Source organism: Shewanella sp. GutDb-MelDb, from assembly GCF_002836075.1.
Lineage (GTDB): Bacteria > Pseudomonadota > Gammaproteobacteria > Enterobacterales > Shewanellaceae > Shewanella.
Map to the genome: position 1 here is coordinate 18,667 of NZ_PJBM01000166.1, position 8,878 is coordinate 27,544.

Here is an 8,878-nt window from a genome sequence, read left to right on the forward strand (position 1 = left end):
TCTGTATCTGCATCATTACAATGCAGCATTGGCTTTCTCCAGCCTCCTTTACCTGCACCACTATCGGCTATCTTCACAGATAACTTTCCCAACGGGAGAAAATAAATGGGGACAGGCATAGTTAATTACGTAAACTTCACACTTCCTACTAAGCTTTAGGTAAATAAGTAGGAGTTAGCTTCAGACCAAAATGGTTCCAATGACCTGCGGTCAGCGTATGTGCAGACGCAACTGAGACTCGCTGCAAGCACGTCCGTGTGAGCTCAACGAAAACATCCTTGTTTTCGAAGGCCTCAGCCGCATCTACACTGGGTTAGAAAGAATAATCATCTCGCATTTGTGTTCTTAATTTTAGGAACACAAATCACAAACTCTAAACAAACTCACAGAAAACACTCATTCCCCATCGAAGTTGCCGAAATACATTGAAGACTCCTTATAAACCAAAGTCCGTAATGCCCACACGGTCTTTCCCGTGCATCCATGCGCTTCAAGACATTCAGGCATCCTGCCTATCAGATGAGGGCATAGCTTTCGCTGGACAGGTCATTCCTTGGCATCTGACCTATATGGAAATGGGAAATGGGAAATGTCTTTATGATGTCGGGAACATCATTGACCATGCCACCACGACATTCGTAAATCCATTTACATCAGATGTCCCATCGGAAGCGTTAGGCTATTTCGAATAAGTACGAGGAAGACAACTTCGTCGGGGCGTCATGGTGGATGCAAGGAGGATGGGACGAGCAGTCCTTCTTGCTCGGGTGTGGGCGAAGCGCCACGCCCTTAGTCAAGCGCAGCTTTAAGCATCTAGACTAGACCTGCTAGCAAGCATTGGGGTAAAAGTGAGTTAGCTTCAGCCCAAAGTGGTTCCAATAACCTGCGGGAGACGCTGCCGCATCTACACTGGGTTAGAAAAACACAAACTCTAGGCATTTTAGTTAACATCGGCGTGATGTATATGGCAGGAGGCTGTGTTATTAATAGCTTCTGCCAGTAAACGTTTATTTCTTTTGCTGCTGGCCTTGATTGTACTTTGTCAGTAATACACCCGCCAGAATACATAAAACACCAGCCAGTTGAGAGAATTCTGCACCATGACTAATGGCATCCCAAAGCACTCCTGTCAGCAATTGTCCGCCGATAACCAGCAGTGCAGTCAGCGTCGCCCCTACCCTTGACAATACATAGCTGTTGAGAGCAACAAATAAAGCACCGATAACACCGCCAAGCCAGGCTGTCACGGGGGCTTCCATCACTATATTCACGGGTAGTGAAGATGTGCAATACACAATAATACTGAGAAAAACAAAACCGACGACATGATTCCAAAGAGAGGCATTAAAAGCACTGGTATCTTGCCCAAGTCTGCCATTAAGGATCCGACAGAAACTAATACAACAACCATTAAATAGCGCAAGAAAAACAACTATCAACATTGTCATTATTACCCCCTCCAGAACAGTGTCATCAGGCAGCCTACGCCCATCAACATCAATGACACACCGTCAATTAAATTTATTGACCGTTTAGCTAAACCGAACAAACCAAAGCTATCACTGACCACACCAAACAGCACTTGACCGACCATCATTAATGCAAGCGAGCTAGACAGCCCCAGTGGACTATTGACAGTGATAGCGGCCAAAATCACAGTCAAAGCCCCCGGTATCCCGCCTAAATAGGCCCAGAAGGGCGTTCCAGCTGTCGGCCGAATAGCCATTTTCCCTGCAACAAAGATGTTTACGAACATTAGAATGATAAAGGAAGTGATAGCACCAATGCCGTGAGCGACCCAAGCTGCTAGCAAGGGCGAACTATAAGATGCAAGCGTGCTATTAATGGCTATCATGCTGGCAAGTGTAATGCCTCCCGCAAGAGCCAGTGACAAATTAAATGGATGAGTTTTCATACTTTTCCTCATGGTTTTTATTGGAGCACAATATAATGAATTTCCTTTACGTTGATAATCCTCTATATTTTGAACTCTTTGTTTCTCTCAGGTAAACAATAAAATCATGGATACTTTTTCAACCATTCCCGTTTTCACGGCTGTCGTCGAACTGGGGAGTTTTTCAGAAGCAAGCCGCAAGCTAGGGATCAACAAGTCAGCGGTGAGTAAACGCATTAGTGCATTGGAGACACATCTTGGCGTAAAACTGATTCAGCGGACAACCCGAAAGCTAAGCCTGACGGAAGCAGGAGAACAATATTATAGCTATATCTACAAAGCTAAATATCTAGTGAATGAAGCCGAAGATGCAATTGCCAGTCTTCAGCACAGCCCTAAAGGTCACCTTAAAGTGAGTATACCTATGGTATTTGGACGGCTTCATATCGCCCCTTTACTCGGTGAGTTTATGCTTGATTTTCCGGATATAAAACTGACTTTATCAATGGATGACAGGCTGGTTGATCTCCTTGATGAGGGACTCGATATGGTCGTGAGGATTGGTGCCTTAGCAGACTCGAATCTGGTGGCTCGCAAGTTATCGCCCTGCCGCAGTGTGATCTGTGCTTCTCCTGGATATCTTGATAAATTTGGTAGGCCTGACACGTTAGCCGATCTTAAACAGCATAACTGTTTGTACTACTCTTATTTCAGGGCGGGTATAGAATGGACATTTGACGGTCCTGAAGGCCCTGTTCGAATCAAGCCAGAAGGCAACATTCAGGTCAATAGCAGCGAAGTGCTAAAACAACTGATGCTCGATGATGTCGGGATCTGCCAGATGCCGCTTTTCATTGTTGAAAAGGAACTCATCAGCGGTAAGTTGATGCCCATTTTAGAACAATATCATCTGCCGGAACACGGTGTTTACGCAGTGTACCCCCAACGAGCATTTATGCCTGCAAAGCTCAGGGTATTTATCGATTTTCTGGAGCGAAAATTGGCCCATAAAGATCAATCCTGGTGATTTTATACCGCCATGAAACGATAAGTAATGTTATTGGTATTGAGGTATATCGCCCGCAAAAAAGACGCTTTATGCCTATAAAGCGCCTGAATAAATCAATTCACAGACAAGCAGTAAACTTGGGACCATACTGAGTGGTCTTAGCCCTAATGACTTTATACCGCCGCGCGTAACTTAGCGCCATCAATCACTTGAATCGCGGTAAGATAATCTAATAGCGCGTTGACTTGCGCCGTTAGATCACCTTTGCTGGTATCAATGGTGAGCTCTGCTGCAGTAGGGGTTTCGTACGGCGCAGAGATGCCAGTGAACTCTTTTATCTCACCCGCCCGCGCTTTTTTATACAAGCCTTTAGGATCACGTGCTTCACAGACTTCAATCGGGGTCGAGACATGAACTTCAATAAAACGTCCCTCTTCAAACAAAGCACGTACACGCTCCCTCTCCTCTTTCGTTGGAGAGATAAAGGCAGATAACACCACTAAGCCCGCATCGACCATCAGCTTGGCAACTTCGCCCACACGGCGCAGGTTTTCGTCACGATCACTGGCGCTAAACCCTAAGTCGTTACAAAGTCCGTGTCGCACATTATCGCCGTCAAGCAAATAGGTGTGAAAGCCGGCATCAAACAGCGCACGCTCTAATGCGCCCGCTAAGGTTGATTTACCGGAGCCTGATAGGCCCGTAAACCAAAGTAATACCGGACTTTGTCCTTTCTGCTTTGCACGAGACTCTTGGTCAATACTATGTTGGTGCCAAACGATGTCAGACATAACCACTCCAAAAACAATAATCTAATAAATAAAAATGCGCCAAACTCACTCAATTCCAACGGTCGAGATAGTATTGCCACCTTAAAACGGGAAGAGCAACGGCACTAATATAATGACAATCGACGAGTACAACACCGACAAAGGCAATCCCACTCTTAAAAAATCAGTAAAACGGTAATTTCCCGCACTATGAACCATCAAATTTGTCTGGTAACCATAGGGCGAAATGAAACTGGCACTAGCACCAAATACCACCGCAAGAATAAACGGTCGGGTATCGACGCCATAGCTCATTGCAATAGCGTACGCGACAGGAAAAGCCAGCGCCGCAGCGGCATTATTGGTGATTAACTCCGTCAGTAATAACGTTAACAAATACACGCAAACAAAAGCTGCGAATACCCCAAAACCATTTAACGATCCCAAGATAAAATTAGCGATATCATTTGCAAGACCCGTCGACAGCATCAAATTAGCTAAACTCAACGCGCTACCCACAATCACCACCAGCTCAATCGGAAAGCGTCGCCTAAGCTCTGTTAAACTCACAGCGCCGATGGCAACGAAACTAATCAAGAGTAAAATTAAGCCTTTGACCAAAGGCAATGCGCCAACAACGCTGGCAAAAATGGTCAATGCAAAGCCGCCCAATACCCACTGGCTGCGTCTTTTATCTAAACGTACACTGAGATCGAGCCCACTCACTGCGGCGAAATCTGATGCCAATTTTGCGTTATGGCTAAAGCTATCCCCTGGAGTAATCAGTAATACATCACCCGCTTGTAACTCAATATCACCGAGGCCACCTTTTAACGGATGGTGCCCGCGTCGAATAGCCAGTACTGCACCGTCAAATCGCTCTCTAAACTTAGACGCTTTTAATGAGGTACCCACCAGTTGCGATGTGGGTGCCAGAACCGCCTCTATCAAGTTTTGCCCTTTGGCTTGTTGCTTACCAAACCATTCAAGCCCATCAAATTGATGTAACAGCTCCACCGATTCGACCGCACCGCCAAAGCGCAACACATCTTCACTTTGCAAGACAAGGTGCGGTGGTACGGGACAAATTCGAATCCCACTGCGCTCAAGCTCGACTAGATAGAGTTTTTTCAGTGCTCTTAAGCGATTATCTAACACGCTTTTACCAATCAACTGCGACTGTTTCGCCACTCTGGCTTCGAGCATGTAAGGCAAGCTTTCTTCCGTTCCGTCTTCACGTCTGTCGGGTAAAAAATCAGCGAGTAACACCAACAGACCCACACCTAGGGTCACAATAACCACACCAATGATAGAGAACTCAAAAAAGCCTAACGGCTCTAGGCCTGCGTTCTCAACAAAGGAGTTCACGATAAGGTTGGTTGATGTACCTATTAAGGTGAGAGTTCCACCCAGAATAGCCGCATAAGACAGTGGCAGTAAAAGCTTAGCCGGCGCATGAGACTGATTTCGTCTCACCACACCAATCAAGGACGACACCACCGCAGTATTATTGGTAAACGATGACAACAGTGCGGTCGAGAAGCCCAGCTTAGCGATCGTCGATGCCAAAGAACCTTCACCTACAACTTGACTCAGCTTACCAAGCAAAGAAGTTTTCTCTAGCGCGGCAGTCGCTAAAATAATCAGTACTAGAGTCACTAAGCTGGCATTGGTAAAACTCGCCAATGCCGTCTCTAACTCCACCATGCCTAAAAGATAGGTCGTTAATGCTGCCGTAAAAAACAGCGCTGCGGGTGTCCAAAGTCCTGCCATCAAAGCAACAACTAAGGCAAATAATATGCTCGACAACACCCACAATTCAGACACCACTACCCCTCTAGCTTACTAATATCAAGCGCTTGCCAATGAGGATACTGCTTGCGGATCAATGCATTTAACTCAAGTTCGAAATCAGTAAACGGGCTCGCTGATTTACTCGTCTTAGCGGTTGAAACAGCCATCACTGCGGCCACTGTCGCATTGGATAATCGATCGATTAAGATCATGCCGCCTGTGTCACGGATCAGCGTATACGGGTCGATAGCAATCGCTTCATTTAGCTCTAGCGTGACGCGAGCCATATCGTTTAAACCGATAATGTCGCTGTCTTTACGCTCTAGCGTATTGATATCGATTAGGTATTCGATATTTGTGATAGTCGCTTGTAGCTTCTTGCCCGCCACCTTTAGATCATAAAGCTGGCCAATTTGTAGCTGCTTTTCATCCATCCAAGCAATATCAGCACTGATCTGGTTTGCCAATGTTGGGGCGTTATCGACTTGCGATAATAGGTCACCACGAGAAATATCAATTTCATCTTCTAGCGTTAGCGTCACCGCTTGACCCGCGATCGCTTCACTCAAATCACCATCGAATGTAACGATACGTTCAACTTTACTGCGCTTACCTGATGGTAGGGCCACCAGCTCGTCGCCCACTTTAATAACACCTGATGATACCGTGCCAGAGAAGCCTCTAAAATCGAGATCGGGGCGCAATACATATTGCACTGGAAAACGTACCGGTAAGCTGTTTAATTCACGGCGGGTGTCTATGGTTTCCAATAGCTCCAGTAGCGTGCCATCTTTATACCAAGGCGTTTGTGTACTGCGATCGACCACGTTATCGCCTTTTAAAGCCGATAGTGGTACATAACGAATATCGATGTCACCTAGCTGCGCAGCAAACTCGGCAAAGTCAGCTTTGATGTCATTAAAGACTTTTTCGTCAAAGCCGAGCAAGTCCATTTTATTGATGGCTACCACAAAGTGACGTAGACCCAGCTGCGAGGCAATAAAAGCGTGACGGCGAGTCTGTGTTTGCACCCCATAACGCGCATCAACCAAAATGACGGCTAAGTCACAAGTAGAGGCACCCGTGGCCATATTACGGGTGTACTGCTCATGGCCCGGTGTATCGGCAATAATAAACTTACGTTTGTCGGTTGAAAAATAGCGGTAAGCAACATCAATGGTAATGCCTTGCTCACGCTCAGCTTGCAAGCCATCAACGAGTAATGCCAGGTCAATCTCATCACCGGTGGTGCCCATTTTGGCACTATCACTCTTTAAAGTTGCGAGTTGATCTTCATATATTTGGGCGCTGTCATGCAGTAAACGTCCTATCAGGGTACTTTTACCATCATCGACACTGCCGCACGTTAGAAAGCGCAACATGCCTTTATGTTGCTGCTGCGCTAAATATTCCTTCACCCCTAAATCTTCTAGCTCAGCGGCTAAGCGGGTGTTGTTATTGACTGCTTGGTTCATGATTAATTCCTTTGAAATCTGACAATGCTTAGCACTTACCGCGCCTAGAAGTAGCCTTGGCGCTTTTTAAGTTCCATCGATGCACTTTGATCTGAATCGATAAGTCGGCCCTCACGCTCACTAGAACGTGTTAGCAGCATCTCTTCGATGATCTTCTCAAGCGTGTCAGCTTCTGAATGCATCGCTCCCGTTAATGGGTAGCAACCTAGGGTTCTAAATCGCACTAATTCATTTTTAACCGTTTCACCCTCTTCTAAAGGCAGTCTGTCATCATCAACCATAATCATCATGCCATCACGCTCAACGACAGGACGCTTTTGGGCAAAATAAAGTGGTACCAATTTTATGTTTTCTTGGTAGATATATTGCCAAATATCTAGTTCCGTCCAGTTTGAAAGCGGGAATACTCGGATGCTTTCACCTTTATTGACGGCACCGTTATAGGTGCGCCACAGCTCTGGACGCTGGTTTTTAGGATCCCATGTGTGGTGCTTATCGCGGAATGAGTAGACTCGCTCTTTAGCACGAGACTTCTCTTCATCGCGGCGTGCACCACCAAAGGCGGCATCAAAACCATACTTGTTCAACGCTTGCTTAAGCCCTTGGGTTTTCATGATGTCGGTATGCTTAGCACTGCCATGCGTAAACGGACCAACCCCCATCGCGATACCGTCAGGATTTTTATGCACCAGCAATTCAAAGCCAAACTCCTTGGCCTGAGCATCACGAAATGCGATCATCTCTTTGAACTTCCAATCGGTATCCACATGCAGTAAAGGAAAAGGGATCTTCCCCGGATAGAAAGCCTTGCGTGCTAAATGCAGCATCACAGAGGAGTCTTTACCGATGGAATACATCATTACTGGGTTATCAAACTCTGCCGCAACTTCGCGAATAATCTGAATGCTCTCAGCTTCTAATTGTTGTAAATGGCTTAACTCTTTGGCGGCCATGCTAATTCTCCGTCTTCTTGAATCGATTGTGCTAAGCACATCTATTTAATTTGTGTTGTTAAGCTTGGCTTCGCGACTCTGCACACCTTGAGGCTTAAACCAATTCAGGCTATCAGCGAGTTCAACCACCTCACCTATCACCATCAATGCGGGCATCACTAATTCTGGATCTGCCGCTAATTGCTCAATATTGTCTAATGTGCCAATGAATGTTCGCTGTTCCTGAGTGGTCGCTTTGGAAACAATAGCAACAGGGGTATTAGGTGAACGTCCGGCATCAAGTAAACCCGCTTTAATAATGTTGGCGTTAAGGATCCCCATATACACTACTAAGGTATTATTCGGGTTGGCGTATCCTTGCCAGTCCATCGGCCGACTCGCTAATTGGCAATGACCGGTAATAAAGCTCACACCCTGGGCGTAATCTCGATGAGTCAACGGGATGCCTGCATATGCTGCGGTGCCGCTTGCTGCGGTGATCCCTGGTACGACTTCAAACTCGAGGCCAGACTCAACAATCGTTTGTAACTCTTCACCGCCCCGCCCAAAAATAAAAGGATCGCCGCCTTTAAGACGGACCACATTTTTACGAGTAAACGCCTTGGTGACCAGTAATTGATTAATTTCGCTTTGCGCCGCGCTATGCTTACCCGCACGCTTACCCACCGCGATTTTTTCAGCTTTACTTGGAATGAGGGCCATGATGTCCTGACTCACTAAAGCGTCGTACAGCACCACATCCGCTGATTGCAATACACGGTATGCTTTAACCGTTAGCAGATCCACATCACCAGGGCCGGCACCCACTAGCCACACCTTTCCTCCTGCGGCTTGACCCGGTAAAGATACAATCTCCATCACGCTACCTCACTCTAATTTGATGACCTGAATATAGCCGCCCTCTTATTCCATAATAAATAGAAAATTCAGATCACTTATAACTTTTAGTTATTAATAAAATAATTGTATTCACCAATACATTA

The 8,878-nt window shown here is 46.1% G+C and carries 8 protein-coding genes; 1 reads left to right on the forward strand and 7 read right to left on the reverse strand.

What is annotated here, in order from left to right; genetic code table 11:
• Positions 1-1,007 precede the first annotated feature (1,007 nt).
• Both CXF82_RS07660 and CXF82_RS07665 read right to left on the reverse strand, forming a co-directional pair.
• Positions 1,008-1,448, reverse strand: a complete 441-nt coding sequence (locus CXF82_RS07660; RefSeq protein WP_219621775.1) for a DMT family transporter — start codon at positions 1,446-1,448, stop codon at positions 1,008-1,010.
• A gap of 2 nt (positions 1,449-1,450) precedes the next feature.
• Positions 1,451-1,915, reverse strand: coding sequence for a DMT family transporter (locus tag CXF82_RS07665; protein ID WP_101091372.1), 465 nt, complete (start codon positions 1,913-1,915; stop codon positions 1,451-1,453).
• A 106-nt stretch (positions 1,916-2,021) separates the two neighbouring features.
• Between CXF82_RS07665 and CXF82_RS07670 the strand changes: the two genes are divergently transcribed.
• A complete protein-coding gene (locus CXF82_RS07670) occupies positions 2,022-2,921 on the forward strand; it encodes a LysR family transcriptional regulator (protein ID WP_101091371.1) in 900 nt (299 codons plus the stop codon).
• A 155-nt stretch (positions 2,922-3,076) separates the two neighbouring features.
• Here the strand turns inward: CXF82_RS07670 and cysC are convergent, their stop codons facing one another.
• The 5 genes from cysC to cobA all read right to left on the reverse strand — a co-directional run bounded on the left by cysC (position 3,077) and on the right by cobA (position 8,753).
• A complete protein-coding gene (gene cysC, locus CXF82_RS07675) occupies positions 3,077-3,694 on the reverse strand; it encodes an adenylyl-sulfate kinase (protein WP_101091370.1) in 618 nt (205 codons plus the stop codon).
• An 81-nt stretch (positions 3,695-3,775) separates the two neighbouring features.
• Entirely contained in the window at positions 3,776-5,500 is a 1,725-nt protein-coding gene (locus CXF82_RS07680) for an SLC13 family permease (RefSeq protein ID WP_102038379.1), read from the reverse strand.
• Between the two features lie 2 nt (positions 5,501-5,502).
• On the reverse strand, positions 5,503-6,942 hold the full coding sequence (gene cysN / locus CXF82_RS07685; protein WP_102043948.1) for a sulfate adenylyltransferase subunit CysN: 1,440 nt from the start codon (positions 6,940-6,942) through the stop codon (positions 5,503-5,505).
• 44 nt (positions 6,943-6,986) lie between these two features.
• Positions 6,987-7,895 (reverse strand): sulfate adenylyltransferase subunit CysD, encoded by a 909-nt coding sequence (gene cysD, locus CXF82_RS07690; protein ID WP_101091367.1) that lies wholly within the window; start codon positions 7,893-7,895, stop codon positions 6,987-6,989.
• A gap of 45 nt (positions 7,896-7,940) precedes the next feature.
• Positions 7,941-8,753, reverse strand: coding sequence for a uroporphyrinogen-III C-methyltransferase (cobA, locus tag CXF82_RS07695; protein ID WP_102038380.1), 813 nt, complete (start codon positions 8,751-8,753; stop codon positions 7,941-7,943).
• Positions 8,754-8,878: the final 125 nt, after the last annotated feature.